Here is a 14,895-nt window from a genome sequence, read left to right as displayed (position 1 = left end):
AACCTCGCGATTAAGCCCTTGCCATTCGCTAGTAGTTAACGTTAAATAACAGTATGTTATTTAAACGGTGACCTTCCTACAGAGGACTTTCACCTCATTAGTTCATGCCCATGCTGGGCGTACACAAAGCGCTGCTGTCGGACAAATTTTACGCTGCGCTCCAAATTTTCCGCAGAGCGAGGCGTTATGTATTTTCAAGATAGTTTGAAATATTTTATCAGAATGGAGTAAGAAAAATATGGCAAAAATATACGCCTTACAGGGGCGAGGAAACTGTGGAAAAACATCTACTTTAAAAGAGATTTTTAATCAACTTAAAGCTAAATACCCTAATGCTATAATTAATATTATCAATGAAAATTCAGATATAACAATTGAACTTAATATTAATGGGGTAAAAATAGGTATTGAGAGTCAAGGCGATCCCAATAGTAGGTTGGAGACTAGTTTGCTTCATTTTGTTTCAGTTAATTGTGACGTAATATTTTGTGCGGTAAGAACTAGTGGTATGACTGTTCAGTGGGTTAATAATTGTAGTAATACTCATAACATAGAATTTATTCCAAAGCATTCATCATCTAATGAACATGCTCAAACAAATGCGCTTCAGGCTACTTCTATGATTTCTTTAGCTGGTCTATAGATAACAAAGACATAACAAACAATTTAAACGGACGCATGGAGCTTGGCAGTTTTGGTTTTAGATTTGGCGCGCTTTGTTGGTAAAGTTGGTGCGCCAACTATTTAAGCGTTATGTGAATGAGGAAGTATGAAGCAAAAATTTAGTCGTTCTAAACTTAAAAAGTGGTTGAAGAAAGCTGCTGGAGTGACCTTGTTATCCATCAGTTTAGTGAACAGTGCATCGAGTATTATTACGAACACTTCGTCTCCTAAATTAGTTGCCCAAGCAATGGAGCAACGTATTGAGTCATTTCCTAAGGGAAGCTACTTGGTCGAATATGAAAGAAACGATGACGAAGACCAAGAGGACTTTCCATATAACAAAACAGTATGGGCTTTGGCGTTTGATGCAAATTTATCCCGTGGTGGAAAAATCCTGAATTTAACTACTTTATTAAGTGAATTAGGCGATTTTGAGTACGTTATTAGTACAACTAAAGACACTGGCGCATACAATTTAACTTCTGTATTTGCAAAACAACCCGAAGACCCTCTTGAGTTGGAGGCGCTGGTTGGTACTTTAAAGAAACATGCTTCATTTGTTACGGTCGAAGATGGTTCTGGTGAAATGCACGGTGGTAACTCTTTTATCAATGGGAAAAAATTCACATAACAAACGTTCAAGGCTTCAACATACTTTTCCTAATCTGATAGAAATGGTTTAGTTCAATAATCCTAAACCGTTTCTGTCCATCTTCGAGTTAGCCAATGTGGCTAGCTCAGATCTGCCCCGTAACGTGTTACATATCACGGTACGCATAAAAAATTCCAATTCTCATAGCGAAGCATAGAACCACTCTTTATACTGTGTGCATGTACAGTTCAGCGAGGTTGTTATGCTCTGCATCAAATCCACATCTGACTTTGAGATAGAAAGCGTCAAATACCCTAACTTCCCTTTGCTAACTTGGGAGACTGATAATTCAGATCTAGGGATTGAATCAGGAATGCTTTGTGTAGAGGCGTTGCAGTTCTTGGTATATGAGTGCTTAAAACGAGGTCGAGTGAATAGTGAGAACACTTGGTGGACGTATGGCAATCACCTAGCTCAATTCCTGACATTCTGTGAGCAGAACAGTTTGGATTGGCGAGACATTTCAGAAAGCAGTGAAGATGAAATGTTAGTCAGTGCTTATCGTGACCTTTGTGTTGGTGAGTTTGGCATGTCGGTAAATTCAACCAATCAGCATTTAAGAACGATAGTGCGTTTCTATTCTTATGGCGTCGGTAAGTGGTTTAAGTCATTACCTTACTCTCTAGAATCCGTTTCAGTGAATAAAGGCCAGCAGTTTTTAGCTCATACAGAAAGAAATGGTGGTAAGAAATACAGCTCTGATTTGATGATGAAAACCTTTGAGAAAAAAGCTCAATTTTTATCGGTAATTGAAGTGCGAGATCTTTTATCTGCGATTGAAAATTCAACCTTAAAGCTGATGGTTCGCTTATGTCTACAGACAGGAATTAGACGAAAAGAACTGTTGCTGTTTCCCTTGAATATAATAAGAAAGCCTACTGGAAACAGAGCTTACTATGAGGTCAATATTTCACGAACCAAAGGTGAGAAAGAGCGCAAAATACACATCCCGACACGATTGATGGAGGACTTGTGGCGTTATGTCAATGAGGCTCGTTTTCAGAAGCAACAAGAGTCGGAAGTGGAGTCAAATTGCTTGTTTTTAACGCCTGATGGTCAAGGGTGGGCTTCTCAAGGTTCTGCTTTTGGTAAGGCTCTCAAGTCGCTTAAATTACCCTTTCACGTATCACCGCATATGTTAAGGCATACTTATGCAACGCACATGCTGAAAGGAATGTTAGAGCATAAAAGCAGTAAATTTGAACCGTTGATGTACCTACAAGCTCGGCTTGGACATTCAAGTATCACAACCACGATGAAATATTTACATTTGGTTAATGATTTGGTCGATGACTTGTCGATTGAGTATCAACAACAGATTGATGCGATTGTGTAGGTGAAATATGGCGAGACAAAGAAAAAAACTGTCTATTAACAAAGACAAGCTAAAGAAAACATCGGCAGTAGAGTCAACAACTGACACTGCTCAAAATCGAGAAATAGTCCGACCAATCAACCCTGTAGTGAATTACCCGAATATCGGTTCAAAAGGTGGCAATGGTTCTAACGTCAATTTTACTCGTTTCTATGGCAAAGGTTATGACGACATTACAAATCGAGTGTACTACACCGCAAAAGCTCTGCTGAAAAATACCGATGCTCTTAGCGAGGAAACTCAAAAAGGTTATTTTAAAAATGGTTTTTTCCATTTCGCTGAATACCTTACATTATTTAGGTATTCAGCGGGTGAGGACTTAACACAAGATGACATTACGCCAGAGTTGATCGAGCAATATTTACTGCACCTTAGAGGTTGTGAGTTAGGGTATAACACCCTAAAAGGTTACTACACTCATCTCAAGTCAATGCTGATACACATGAGGGACAAGGGCTATTGGTCAGTCATTGATGACATAAACCTAAACAGTGATTTCTTTCCTAAGAGCCCATTTCCAAATTCAAGTAAACGTGCAAAGGGCGAGAAACCACTGACTCCCCATGAAAAAAGGCAGGTGGTGGTTGCGCTAAAACAAGCAATTAAGCCGATTTATCAAAAGACCGAACCACTAACAGGTTATCAGTTAACACTGTGTTTGTTAGCTGTGGCGATTCAGACAGGCATCAACACATCTCCGCTTCTCAATATGACTACCGACTCATTGACCGACCACCCACTTAAAGATTGCCGCAAGCTCTTAACCGTATTCAAAAAAAGAGGCAACTCCACGCAATTGCACAATTTACGAAAATCACAGGAACTTGAAGTAGTGCAAGGAATAAAGCTTGATGTGGCTTATCTTATTGAGGCTATCATTGAGCGTAATAGCCAAGTGAGAAAGTCTATCGATTCCGACTTGTTATTTGTCTATGAGTCTAGAGTTGCCCACATAGGTGCCGAGAGAGGTACGGCCTCCTCTCTAGCAGAAAGGCTGCTTAGATATAACATCAAAAAATTCATCAAAGAGTACGACTTAAGAGATGAAGATTGTCGAACGATGAAACTTAATGTAAGCCGTTTTCGCAAGACGTTCATCAATGGTATTTATGAGCTGAGTGGTGAGAGTTTGTTAATTGCTGCGCGGCAAGCCAAACACAGTGGGACAGGAACGCTTGACCACTACCTGCAAGCTCCCGAGCAATCAAAGCGCAACTTGGGCTTAATGGGTGAGATACGAGTTAAAGAGCTAACGTGCGCAGAGCCAAGCGTCCCTGTAGGGCATTGTAAAGACCCTAAGAATGGCGATAAAGCACCGAAAAATGGCTCGTTCTGTAATGACTTTTTAGGCTGCTTCCGCTGTAAAAGCTTCGTTATTACAGGTGATGATTTGTATAAACTCTTTAGTTTTTATTGGGCGATTATTCGAAGCCGTGACGAGTTTGGTCGTAAAGACTGGAAGCGTCATTTAAAAAATGTTCTAAGAATCGTAGATGAAGAAGTTGTCCCTGAATTTGCTAAGCTTGGCCAGCTACAGCGTGTAGAGACTGAAAAAGAACGGGCAAGATCTAATCCACATCCGTACTGGCAAAACCTTGATATGTTGAAGGTGACGCAATGAGTTCAATTGAGTTAATACTCACACAAGCTGAGTTTGCAATTCAGCAATGTCCAAAGCCAAGCACCAGTGCGCTTGAGCAAGTCATTGATGGCTCTCTAACGGGTATCGTGACCTACATTAAACTCGCCAATGGTGAATACCAAACGCTATCTCGATTTGAGGAAGATGTATGGGTGTTTCCTGCTAGTAAAGGTACGAAAGCAACTATAGCAAGTGCATTAAACCTTACTTTTTCTACGATTGATGATACTCAAATGAAGCGCATGGCAAAGTGGGTAATCTGGAGCAAATTCAAAAAGGGGTTAGCTCTTAATACTCTTGTGAAAACATTGGACAAGTTGAAAAGTTATTTTCAGTGGGTTTTAAGTTCAGATACTACAGTTACACATGGGCTGACAGCTTTTACCTCAAATGCCTACGTTAGGCATGTAAATACCCTGCACTCAAAACGAAAAGGCGAGACTAAACCACTGACAGCAGTCACCAAGGTGGATAGATTCCGCATTCTAGAAGACCTTTATTACCACTGCAAAGAGTTTGATTTTGTCAAAGAGCATCCTTGGCCTCAATCAACCGCTAATGAGCAAGCAGGGTATGTTGGTGAAGCGTATCGGGAAGCCATTACCAAAGGTAAGACCCCCATTATTCCAAATAAAGTGCTAATTCCGCTGTGCCAGTTTACTAAATCATACCTAGATAAAGCTGATGAAATTCTGAAATCGTCAAAAAAGAGAGAAACATTGCTACTGCGAGATAGCTGTATCTTCTGGCTGTTACTCACAACGGGTATGCGTATCCATGAAATATTAGGCATTAAGCGTGATGCGTATCGCTCTGAAACGAAAGGTGACACCACTTACTACCACATCGAAACTGTCTCTGAGAAAACACATACAGGGTTAGCTGAGTGGATTGCGCCAAGGATAGCCACGGAAGCGATTGATATTCTTGGCCGTTTGAGCGCTCCACTTCAAGATCAACTTGAGTGTGATTTACTAAAAGCGAAAGCAAGCAACGATCATGTGGAAGCACATCGACTTGAGGAAATATCAAACCACATCTGCCTATCGAAAAACCTGGGAAAAGGAAACGCAATTTACCTATTGTCAGGGGTGGCAATGACTAACGCTAGGTTGCCAAACTTATGTGAACAGATAGGGAGTAATTGGAACCTATCAGCGCACCAATTCAGACGTACCTTTGCTAATTATGCGGTTCACTCTGAATTAGGTGACTTGAGAGCATTAAAAGATCACTTTAAACATTGGTCAATTACCATGACCACTTTGTATGCCTTTAATGATGCTTTGGATGCTGAATTGTTTGAAGAAATGCTTCGAGAGAAATATCTGGTTGAAGAAGAAATTAAGCAAGATTGGTTTGAACTAGACACGCCTATCACTGGTGGCGACATAGCTCAAAACATCATGAAGGTCCGTGAGGATAAAGAGTTAATTAAATCTTTTGGCTCTCTTAGTGCTATGGCAAAGGCATACTCTAGCTCCATACCAATTCGCTCAACAGGTATTGGGTGGTGCACCAATGATGATGAGTGTAAGTGTGGTAAGCCTGATAGCTGTGAAAGCGGCATTGTAGATAAGCGACACCTGCCTTATTGGGAGGGAATGCTAGTGCAGCAAATGAAACTGATGCAATTGGATGATATTGGTGAAGCTGGTAGAGCGGCGGTAAAAAAAGGCATGGAACGCTGTGAAAAGGTTCTAGTGGCATTGGGTATTGATGTTGAAGCTATGAAGCAAGAGATTAACGAGAGAAAGGATATCGAGGTGATAAATGTCTAACCAGAAAGAAAAAGCGACACATAAAGCGGTTCGACTTGCCATTGTTCGAATCGAAAAAGGTCGTCCAAATACTGTTTCTCATAAACGTAAAATGAGTGTCGCTGCCGTTGCCGAAGAAGCAGGTGTAAGTCGAGCATTGATTCACCGTGATTGCCCTGAACTATTAGAGCGTATTAAAGGCGGTGTAAACAAAGACATTCGACAGCAACGTGATGCCAAACAAACTGAACTTAATAAATACAAAGACCGCAATCGAGAGTTGCGGTCTGAGGTGGCAGAATTGAAAGCTATGCTCGCTAAAGTTCAATCACAAAATGCTACGTTAATACGAAAAAACATGGCTCTGAGCAATGCTCGTGCGGACAATAACAATGTAACGCAACTAATATACAGCTAATTGCCTGAATTTAATGGTAATAATTTCAAATTAAGGTTACTTTTGAGATAGTTAAAAACATCCAAAAGTGTAACCTTAAACAAAGTTATATAAAACATAAGGTTAGCTACAGTTACATGTAACGAACTATTTATAATTATTGTCTACCGACAGCTTCATCTTTACCCCTGCGCTATTTTCAGCACCCTATTTTGGATGGCGTATTCCCCCGAATTTTGGGGTTTTCTTAGTATCACCCCGCTGACGTCACTGACAAAAAAAACCGCCCGTAGGCGGCTTGATTCTGGCTATCAGAGGTCGATTTCCAGCAGCACAGTTTTCACCAACGTGCCGGATTCCTTGAAGGCTTTGTCTTCCAGCTCGGTGAAATTACCCCCAAGCAACTTCACGCGTTTACGAAAAGCTGTAGTCAGGGCATCTTCGCGGAAAAGCACACCCGCAGACAGAATGCCACGCAGGCGACCACCAGCATGATGAACGCCACCCGATGCCAACATATCCAGCGCATGATTGGTGTGCTTGATATCGGCCTTGTTTTTAAACGGCGGGTTCATGATGATGACGTCAAATTTCTCATCCGGTTTATAGGCGAGAAAATCACTATTAATCAGCTCTGCACTGGTAGCAACAAAGTTGGGATCCGCTTTCAATGCAGCAACATGATTGTCATCCAGCTCGACGGCCACAATGTTGAGATTGTTGGCAGCTTTAGCCACCGCTTTAACGATGCGCCCATCACCGCAGGACGGCTCCAAAACACGATCCCCATCCTGAATATCGGCACTGGCGACCATAGCATTGATGATTTTTTCCGGGGTTGGGAAAAAGTTAAAGTCGTCCTTCGGTACAACAATCGACCCACTCAGAATAATGTCGTCGATACGCCCTTCCGCACTGCCGTCAAAAATATGGGCTTTTTCCTTGCGGTTCCACTTACCACCAGCCGCTTCCAGCACCTTGTTGGTGCGAGTATACAGACTGCGATCCAGCTGACCTTCCAAGAACAGCTTATGCCCATCAACACGCGCTTGTGACAGGACTGCGAGGACATCGTTCGATACTTGCATTTCTTACCCCAATATATTGAATTGATTAAAGCCACCAGCCCCACGCTGACGGCCTGAAGATACTTAAGCGACCAAAGTCACGGATTGGTAAATTTCACTTGCCAGCGCGCCATCTTCTCCGTTGTCGAACTCAATTTCTAAATGCCCCGGCATCCAGCCCAACGTGCGAGCAACCCAGAAACTGCGGTGTTGTCCCGCACTATCGACCACAGAGACACGCTCGCCTTCATAACCCACCAGCTGAGCATTGAGATTACCGGTACATTTCAACCCTGTGCGCTTAGCATGCAACTGCCCTTTATCCATCATTGCCATGCACTCGGTATAGTGCTCAGGGGTGCCTTCTTCGCTCTTCGGTTCGGCAATACCCATCCACTGCGCTACCGCTTTTGCACGCTTTGCTAACAGGTCAATTCCGACCGGGAAAACGCCAAGGCCTTTGGTCAAAACGTACAGCCCTTTCTGCTTGTCAATTTTCAGCTGGTTCATAACGGGTTTCCTCGTTGTGATAAAAGTTCGGCCTGCAATCAGACCGAACGGCTAATTACTAATACATAAATTGAACATTCTTCTCGTCGTATATCTGCTCAATCACCATCTCACCGCTCAATTCCATCGGCTCAATCCCGTCAGGAAGGCTTACTGCGGCAGAGACTTCTGTATGAAAGAATCCGTTCTCACGGTAAAACACGCTGTTCATGACAATTGAAACCGCACCGTCTTCCACAAGCTCAGCCAGAAGCTCTTCAGGCGTCCACTCCATCGCGTTGATTTCGTCACGCAATGCGGTCAGTTCCTGCTCATTCGGTGCCTCAGATGCCAACAGCGCATCTAATTGCTGTATATAGGGATGTTGTGGCTTGAACTTACGGAGGAACTTACCTGCTTCACTTACGCCATCAGTACGATTCAGGCCAAAGGTAATGCTGCGTTCTAAAGAGCTAAAGGTCTTTTTTTTTACGTTCTTCACTGATGACCCAAGGGATCTGCGCATCACGCTTGTAGGAAACGAAATAACACTGTATGCATTCTGGAGAAGCTGACATGAGGAACCTCTTTTTTATTGGTATCGTTGTTTTGTTTACCTAACCAGTAAAACACGACCTAAGCCACTGACGAATAACAAAAAGGAGATTATTTTGAAAAACAAAGTACCGAGTTTAAAATGTTATTTCCTGAAGGACTCTACCGCCATTTTGCCGTGGTAGTAATGCAGCGCGCGGATGCTTTCTTTGTGAAGGTTGCTGCGATTAGCACCCATTGACAAACCCTCATTTAAACCAGTATTGGTTCGATATAATGATCATCCCATAAGTGCAGCACTGACAAAGCGTTTAAGGGGTAAAAACTTAATCCACTTTCGAGGCGGTTTCGACCTGTAGCTACTGGCTCAACAGGTGACTGATTATCAAATCGCTACCCTTGCTTGTGTAGTGAATCCCATCACTGGTCCGTACCTGCACGTTGTTCACGATCAGCGCAAACTCACGTCCAATAACGACCTCAGGGTCGAATGAGGCGACCTGCGTTTCATCTACCGCTTGCCGGATCGCTTTTCGGGTATTCACCAGTGCGGCCTCAGTGGCCGGGTTCTTCATCACGGGAGGTAATATCCAGATAATCGACGCGCTGGGGTTGTCCTGCTGGATCTGACGGATAAACTGGGTCGCTTTGTCCTGATAGTTCGTAACTTGGCTCGCACCAATGCCGTCATTAGCCCCCAGCGAAATCACCACAGTCTCATAGTCATGAAAGCTCATCGTTTGAACGTAATTGTTCCACTTCACCGAACTGCGATCGGTCAGTCCCGTACTCTCCTTGTAAAGGCCGTCTACAGGAATGTGTTTCATAGCGCTGGTGGCTAGGGTATGGGTCAAGCTATCACCGATAAACAGCGGCTTGGCAAAGGCAAAGACGGGCAAAAACAGCGAAAGGATTAAGGCAGTTTTCATGTTGATTTTCCAGGAGGGTACACTGGCGATGATTTTAAAAAAGACACTTTTTAAATCCACATTAAAGGACGACACTTTGCAGATGAAAAAAAGGCCTGTACCTTTCAGCACAGACCTTGGGTGATCAACTCTATTCTGTCAGGCCGCAATAGTCTCCGCCAAGGCCAGTGCCTGCTCTTGTGTTTTTGCCACACCGAACCACAAGATCCGAGCGGGAGGAAAGTCGCTACGAAGCACACTCAGCGCGTGTTGCTCGCTCTCTGCAATCTCTGGCTTGTACGCGGCCACACAGCGTTGATAGTCCGCACCCCGCCGTAACTGAGGAATAGCAAAAATAATGAAGCAGCGGTCTTCTGGCTCAGCGCATTGCGTGCCGCACTGCATCACCGCATAATCATACGCAAACTTATTTACGTCGTAGAAACTGCCATTTTCGTCATGAGACATCGTGCATTCGATTTTGGTGCCTGCTTGCGCACGCTTCTTCATGTGCTCGGTTTGCTGGCTGTTATCCCAACGGTGCATCTGCATGCGGCTGGCTTCTTTACCCTTCAGAACAGCCTTGGCATTAGGCTTGTATCCTTGCGCGATCAGCGCGTCAATCCATTCACGGACAGTCATGACGTTGCCGTTATAGCGAATGGCTGATGCGAGGTGGTTGTCGGCACGTTTCTCGTTTGCGTTGATCAGGTTCATGTTCAATCCTATTGGGTTATTCGTTTTGTTGACATCTCTATTCAACCATGATGTTGACCACTGACGAAGGGTTTAATTGATGATATTTCTCATAAAAAATGCCCATCGAGGGTGATGGGCATTGAGGGGTATTCGTGGGTTTGGGGTGCCCACGGCATGGATCAGACGCTAAGCATGTGTGGCAGCGTCGAACTCGGGTGAAAACTCGGGGTTTATGCGGATAACAGCGGCCATTTCGACTTTCAGATTTACCTCCACATATTCCCCGCGCTTTACAAACTGTACTTTCTGGTCGATACGACGCATGCCAATGCCGCTGGATTGAGCCTGAATCCACCAATCGAAGTCGGACGGAATTGTCAGTGTTAATCCCTGCCACTGGGTCATGAACACGTTACCCATCGGCTTATACGTTTTCTGAGGCTTGCACCAGAACGGGAAAAGATGCTGAACCAACACACCATCGCGTGGGTCTATAAACTCCAGGAAAACACCAAAAGGTGACTCGCTTAAGACTTTTTTAAAGTCCATCCACTCTGCGTGACAGAAGGCGTTATCTTTCAACATTTTTACTGTTTTCACGTTGTTCATTTCATACAACCTTGTTGGTTTCTATGCAATTAGTTAACCATGACCTCAACCGCCGACGAATAGTGAAAACTATATTATTTTGAATTATTTCTTTCGTGATTGGTTTTGCTTCAAGCAAAAAAATGCCCACCGAAGTGAGCGTCTGAAAATAGAGGGCTTAGCCTTTACCATTGATGATCCGAATCAGCCTTTCGTTCTGCTCTTGCACCAGTGCTTCCGCCCTTTCCTGTGCGTCCATCATCCGCTTGGTTGGCATCGGCTCGTTGAACAACGAAGCCGTTGCAATAGCCTCAAGGTACTCAGACCTCAGTTCGCCAGACTCGCCGTCTGCGATGGGGAAAGCAGGTAACGGCACCCGCTTAACGATGGAGGTTACTACTGACTGCTGTGTCTTCATTGCTGCACTCGCCACAATGAATGACAGGAAATACCCCGCTAGGAAACACAACCCTATTGTAGAGACTTTTGACTTTACTCCTTTGGCGGTCATCGTGATTATCGCGGTGTAGACTATCGCCAGACAGATTAAAAACAGTAGCCACCCTGGGGTAGACGTTACAGCCGAAAATAACGTGATCATGTTTCCTCGCTTAGGTTTAATGATTGACCGGGTTATTGTCCCCCACTGGCAACCGGTGACGAATATTTGGAATATCCTGTAACGGGCACTCGTTGTGCTATAGCGGGAAAAACATCATTTTTGCTTTATCAGTCCGTGCGCGGAGAGACCTCAATGCCAGTATTACTCAACCATTCCCATACCAGCACATTTTTGCTGGGCAGATCCCTGATAACAAAAAACCGCCGAAGCGGTTTTATGGGAGTCGATAAATTCAGGTTTAGTTAGTGAAGAACAGTGGCATATTGAGTACACCATTGATGAAGCCTTGCTGTTCACCCAGGTCACGGTAGTGCGGAGAGTGTTCTTCTGCCAACGCCAGAAGGGTACCTTGCTTGGGGCTGAATTCCGTTACTTTTTGCGAAATCTCACCCAAGATCTTACGCACGGTTTCCAAGTGTTCACTCGGCAAGCCGTCTTCTTCCAGCAGCTGAACAAATTCATCAAATGCCACGTTACGAACGTGTACGTTTTTTTCGTCTGACATTTCTCTTCCTCGGTTATGGCCCACCAGCTGGACCGACTTAGATTTCCAATAATTCATACCCAGTATTAATTACGCGTTGTCCAACGTGTCACACCATCAGGTACCGGCACTTCCACTTCCGTGAAGAAACCGCTCTGATACTTTCTCGCATCGGCATCACGCGCAAAGATGTAATGCAGCGCCAGTTCTTTGTTGGCAAAAGTCATTCTGGCAAAGGTTTTCACCGGCGCAATAATGCCCTCCAGACATTGATTTTCGTTGTACCCGACAGGCAGATATCGAACCAATGAGCGTGATTGAAAGGTGCTTTTGTCTTCGCAATCTTCGCCTTATTGGCGTCGTCATAACGAAGAGGTAACGTCACTTCAATCACATCGACAGGCTCGTCAAGGTGGAGGTGAGGACTGCCCAGCAGTGTATCTATCATGACCCGGCCACTTTCATCGCGCAGGCTATCAGCCAGCCACAATATGCTTTTTGAGCGATGCGGGTGCGACACATAGGCTTCTGCATAGTGCCAGCGGACATCAAAGCTGTGAATTTCGGATACGGAGTTGGTATTCATCGCATAGTCCAGCCCGCTGTATTTGAGAACCTTGTTCGTGCTGAACATGTTCACGTCCGGCATTTCCTTGGAGGTAAACATCCACAGGTCAGCAGACTTCGAACTCAGCTCGTGGATACGCCCTTCCGGGTTTTTGTAGAACGACGCATACATCTCTGCCAGGCTGTTCTTGGTGCTTTCACTTTCCAGCAACTGATAGATGCAGTGTGCTGATCGGCTGATAGAGCCCACGTACACATAGTTCCACTCGCTACCTTCAATGCGGATACCGATCGGGATCAGCAACGCAGGAACCTGGACTTGCCCGCCCGTATCACGGACGTAGTTCATCTCGTAGTAAGCCTCTTTCCAGAGGTGAGACAATTCCGCCAGGCGTCTCTGGTTGGTTGGGTTCAGACGTTGCAGGTCACCCGCCCCACTTTCCACAAAGCTAAATGCTTCCTGTTTTTCTTCAAAATTGCCAAAGGCAGCATTCAGATTTTTTCCACGCATCCGCCTCCGGCCATTCATAGATCGTGGTTTCAGCCACGTTGGAGGCGATCAGCGTTACCCAGCTACGAGAGGCTTCTTTGATGCCCGTTTTCGTCAGGTTAAAGTTAATGCGTTGCACCCAGATATGCGGCTCTAATCGGTCGTCCCGCTCATCATCCCTTGGGGCGACGTACAGCGACAATTTACCGTTCGTGTTCACAATCAGACGCAAAGGAGCGGTCTTGTTTTCGCATGCGAAATCTTCGATCTGAGGCAGCATATTCATGCCCCGACAGGCGATCATATCCATCATGCCCAGCAGATTTTCCCACTGTGCATTGTCGGCCAGCGCCTCCGCCAAAGGAGCCCCACGGTTCGCGGCACGCCATGCCATTACTGTTTTGTCGATAACGGCATCGTGATCTGCTTCATTCCCCACGCGACCCACCACCAGCGCAGCTTTCAGCAGGTCACGAGACTTCTGCTCCATCTGACGCTCTTCACGCAGGTACTTTGCCAACGATTTGAACAGCGCGATGTAATAGGAGTGATTCGAGCGCACAGCTCGCGAATAGATGTAGTGCTCCAGGTGCTCAGCGGTGACCGCGTCCAGGCACAGGTAAGGCAAGCGCGAGTCGTCTTCCTTCCAATGTTTATTGTACTTTTCGATGCAGACGTTGACGTTATAGTCGCGTGTCACACTTCCTCTTTTGTTGCTATAGCTGGTCTTGCTGACCGGCGCTTTGACATTCAACAGGCCGTCTTTGATAAAGGCTGCGGCCACGTTACGGTCGTCTTTAAAGTCCACGATGAAGCTGAAGGAGCCATAGGAACGATCGTCATTCTCTTTGGCCGCGCCTGGTGCTGTTTCTGGGTTCGCCAGTGAATGCCATTGGCACATCACGCGTGAGCCGCTACGCAGGTGACTGTTTGCCCATTCGATAAAGCCAGCCAAGGATGGATACTTTTTATTTTCTGGGTTACTCAGCATGCCAGTGCCGTCAGCATCATGAATAAACCGGCAATGCAGCTCTTGGAATTTCATGGAAACAAAATTCAGCCCCTGACTCCGGTCGTAGAAATCCCCGAACAGTTGTTCTCGATGGTCAAGACCACAGCACATGATCAGGAAACGCTTGTAGTGCAGCGCCATGCGCTCGTGCGCCTTCAGGCGATCGGAATAAGCCACGTCTTGGAATTTGATTTGTTCCCCGTCCATCCCTCGGAACAGGCGCTCTTGTTCGTCCTGAGACGGGAACAACATATTTGCACCCAGGTGGGATTCCACTGGGGACACGATGCGATACAGGTTTTCACCATCGCGCACCATCAGAAACACTTTGGCATTTTCGTTGTTATTGAGGACGTTTTCCCATCGATCTTGGTAGTCGATGTAACGGCGAGTGGTTGCCATGACCAGTACGCAACGGGGTGACGGGAAGATCTGTTCCACCAGCGCAGGGGTATTACACAGGGCATTGTAGAACTTGTCCAGGTCGCCAAAATCGAACCAGTCACTCAGGTCGTGGTAGATGGCCAACTCTTCATCGACCATTAATTTTTGTTGTACAAAGGTCAAGGGCTCGTCGCTGGGGGCGGATTGCCCTTTGCGGATCACCTTCACATTGACGTCTTTACCAATATAGAGATCTAAAGACTGGATACCGTCCATCAGCTTATCTACCTGAGAACGAGCGTCTTCCGTTGCAGCCAGCTGCGCCGCTGCCATTTCTGAAAAATAGGGCACTACCGCCTGCACCGCCGCAGTAATTTCGGTATTGCGCTCCTGGATCCACTCGGCTTGGATTGTCGCAATTTGGTGATTTTGTTCAGCCGCATCACGCATGCTCTTGATGTCGGCTTCAGTAACGCCTGCTGCGATTGCATTACCCACTGAGCCCGTAGCCAGGCGAATAGCGTTATTGCTGATTACAGGC

17 protein-coding genes are annotated in these 14,895 nt (G+C 45.4%); 6 read left to right on the top strand and 11 right to left on the bottom strand.

The window, feature by feature from the left end:
* The first annotated feature begins 238 nt into the window (after window positions 1-238).
* The 6 genes from AYY17_RS05120 to AYY17_RS05095 all read left to right on the top strand — a co-directional run bounded on the left by AYY17_RS05120 (window position 239) and on the right by AYY17_RS05095 (window position 6,510).
* Window positions 239-643 (top strand): hypothetical protein, encoded by a 405-nt coding sequence (locus tag AYY17_RS05120; RefSeq protein WP_067421882.1) that lies wholly within the window; start codon window positions 239-241, stop codon window positions 641-643.
* 126 nt (window positions 644-769) lie between these two features.
* Window positions 770-1,294, top strand: coding sequence for a hypothetical protein (locus AYY17_RS05115; RefSeq protein ID WP_067421881.1), 525 nt, complete (start codon window positions 770-772; stop codon window positions 1,292-1,294).
* 223 nt (window positions 1,295-1,517) lie between these two features.
* A complete protein-coding gene (locus AYY17_RS05110) occupies window positions 1,518-2,651 on the top strand; it encodes a tyrosine-type recombinase/integrase (protein WP_047254917.1) in 1,134 nt (377 codons plus the stop codon).
* A 7-nt stretch (window positions 2,652-2,658) separates the two neighbouring features.
* Window positions 2,659-4,311 carry a phage integrase SAM-like domain-containing protein gene (locus AYY17_RS05105; protein WP_067421879.1) on the top strand — a complete coding sequence of 551 codons (1,653 nt, stop codon included), beginning with the start codon at window positions 2,659-2,661 and terminating at the stop codon, window positions 4,309-4,311.
* On the top strand, window positions 4,308-6,113 hold the full coding sequence (locus tag AYY17_RS05100) for a site-specific integrase (protein ID WP_024608498.1): 1,806 nt from the start codon (window positions 4,308-4,310) through the stop codon (window positions 6,111-6,113). The genes AYY17_RS05105 and AYY17_RS05100 overlap by 4 nt, the downstream gene beginning before the upstream one ends.
* Window positions 6,106-6,510 (top strand): hypothetical protein, encoded by a 405-nt coding sequence (locus tag AYY17_RS05095; protein WP_024592037.1) that lies wholly within the window; start codon window positions 6,106-6,108, stop codon window positions 6,508-6,510. The genes AYY17_RS05100 and AYY17_RS05095 overlap by 8 nt, the downstream gene beginning before the upstream one ends.
* Window positions 6,511-6,800: 290 nt before the next feature.
* Here AYY17_RS05095 and AYY17_RS05090 read toward each other — a convergent pair whose 3' ends face one another.
* The 11 genes from AYY17_RS05090 to AYY17_RS21085 form a co-directional block, all read right to left on the bottom strand.
* The gene (locus AYY17_RS05090) at window positions 6,801-7,577 is read right to left on the bottom strand and encodes a methyltransferase (RefSeq protein ID WP_067421877.1); all 777 of its coding nucleotides are present in this window, start codon (window positions 7,575-7,577) and stop codon (window positions 6,801-6,803) included.
* Between the two features lie 63 nt (window positions 7,578-7,640).
* Window positions 7,641-8,024, bottom strand: a complete 384-nt coding sequence (locus tag AYY17_RS05085) for a hypothetical protein (protein WP_137022578.1) — start codon at window positions 8,022-8,024, stop codon at window positions 7,641-7,643.
* A gap of 100 nt (window positions 8,025-8,124) precedes the next feature.
* Window positions 8,125-8,547: a hypothetical protein gene (locus AYY17_RS05080; protein ID WP_067421873.1), complete on the bottom strand. Its 423-nt coding sequence runs from the start codon at window positions 8,545-8,547 to the stop codon at window positions 8,125-8,127.
* Between the two features lie 412 nt (window positions 8,548-8,959).
* Window positions 8,960-9,529, bottom strand: coding sequence for a DUF459 domain-containing protein (locus AYY17_RS05075; protein WP_082981288.1), 570 nt, complete (start codon window positions 9,527-9,529; stop codon window positions 8,960-8,962).
* A gap of 138 nt (window positions 9,530-9,667) precedes the next feature.
* Window positions 9,668-10,225 (bottom strand): hypothetical protein, encoded by a 558-nt coding sequence (locus AYY17_RS05070; RefSeq protein WP_067421871.1) that lies wholly within the window; start codon window positions 10,223-10,225, stop codon window positions 9,668-9,670.
* Window positions 10,226-10,393: 168 nt separating this feature from the next.
* The gene (locus AYY17_RS05065; protein WP_067421869.1) at window positions 10,394-10,816 is read right to left on the bottom strand and encodes a hypothetical protein; all 423 of its coding nucleotides are present in this window, start codon (window positions 10,814-10,816) and stop codon (window positions 10,394-10,396) included.
* A 157-nt stretch (window positions 10,817-10,973) separates the two neighbouring features.
* On the bottom strand, window positions 10,974-11,396 hold the full coding sequence (locus tag AYY17_RS21710; RefSeq protein ID WP_067421867.1) for a hypothetical protein: 423 nt from the start codon (window positions 11,394-11,396) through the stop codon (window positions 10,974-10,976).
* 259 nt (window positions 11,397-11,655) lie between these two features.
* A complete protein-coding gene (locus AYY17_RS05055; protein ID WP_067421865.1) occupies window positions 11,656-11,922 on the bottom strand; it encodes a hypothetical protein in 267 nt (88 codons plus the stop codon).
* Window positions 11,923-11,987: 65 nt separating this feature from the next.
* Window positions 11,988-12,128, bottom strand: a complete 141-nt coding sequence (locus AYY17_RS21500) for a hypothetical protein (RefSeq protein ID WP_156656649.1) — start codon at window positions 12,126-12,128, stop codon at window positions 11,988-11,990.
* Between the two features lie 14 nt (window positions 12,129-12,142).
* Window positions 12,143-12,979, bottom strand: coding sequence for a hypothetical protein (locus AYY17_RS21090; protein ID WP_082981287.1), 837 nt, complete (start codon window positions 12,977-12,979; stop codon window positions 12,143-12,145).
* On the bottom strand, window positions 12,939-14,852 hold the full coding sequence (locus tag AYY17_RS21085; protein WP_082981286.1) for a hypothetical protein: 1,914 nt from the start codon (window positions 14,850-14,852) through the stop codon (window positions 12,939-12,941). The genes AYY17_RS21090 and AYY17_RS21085 overlap by 41 nt, the downstream gene beginning before the upstream one ends.
* Window positions 14,853-14,895 lie beyond the last annotated feature (43 nt).

This window comes from Morganella psychrotolerans, from assembly GCF_001676055.1.
Taxonomy (GTDB): Bacteria; Pseudomonadota; Gammaproteobacteria; order Enterobacterales; family Enterobacteriaceae; genus Morganella; species Morganella psychrotolerans_B.
This window is presented reverse-complemented; position numbering and strand designations above follow the sequence as displayed.